We start from the raw sequence: 738 nt of genomic DNA, 5'->3' as shown, positions 1-738 counted from the left end.
CATGCGATCTTGAAGTTCTGAATCAATCAACTTATTGAGGTTGAACAGCATTGCAAAGTGCGCGTTTTCTTCTAGGACCCCATTGGGTTCTTGGCTGTTTTCCATTCGGCGGATAATGCCACCTTTTGGATCTTCCGATTCTGATGTGATGCCTGCTAGCTCTAACGCTTTACTGTTCGCGACACTCAAATGCCCCGAAGTGTGGATGATTAATACAGGCTTATCTGTGCTGACTTTATCGAGTTCCGCTTTGGTAGGGTAGTAAACCAGTTGGGCGTCGTCGTAACCAAAACCTAAAATCCATCCGGTTTTCTCAATGAATAGGCGTTGCGTATTATTGTTCTCGGCATTTTTCAGAGTTTCTATGATTTTCGCAACGGTATCGGCTTCGCCATCAGGAGGTGGCAGCACGTTTGCGACCATGGCTTGCAGACCAACACCATACACATGACTGTGCGGATCAACAAAGCCAGGCAACATAGTTTTGCCTTTTAAGTCGACCAACTGTGTTTTACCGAACTTGTGTTCCATCGCTCCATCTTTGCTGCCGACATAAATGATTTTCTCGCCTAATGTCGCGACGGCTTCGGCGTACTCTGGCTTATCGCCTGCCATGGTTAGGATGTCGCCACCATAATAAATTTTGTCTGCGGCGGTTACTTTGAGTGGCTCGGCGACGGCTTCTACTTCTTTCGCTTCTTCAGAAAAACACCCCGTTAAAGCAAGCCCAGATAGGGC

1 protein-coding gene is annotated in these 738 nt (G+C 47.3%); it reads right to left on the bottom strand.

Going from position 1 to position 738, the window contains the following annotated elements:
• The coding region (locus R7Q11_RS26075) for an amidohydrolase family protein (RefSeq protein ID WP_225466988.1) at positions 1–738 on the bottom strand (738 nt) is incomplete at both ends.

Source organism: Vibrio sp. 970, from assembly GCF_033339075.1.
Note: the sequence above shows the minus strand (reverse complement) of the source record. Positions and strands in the feature narration are given on the sequence as shown.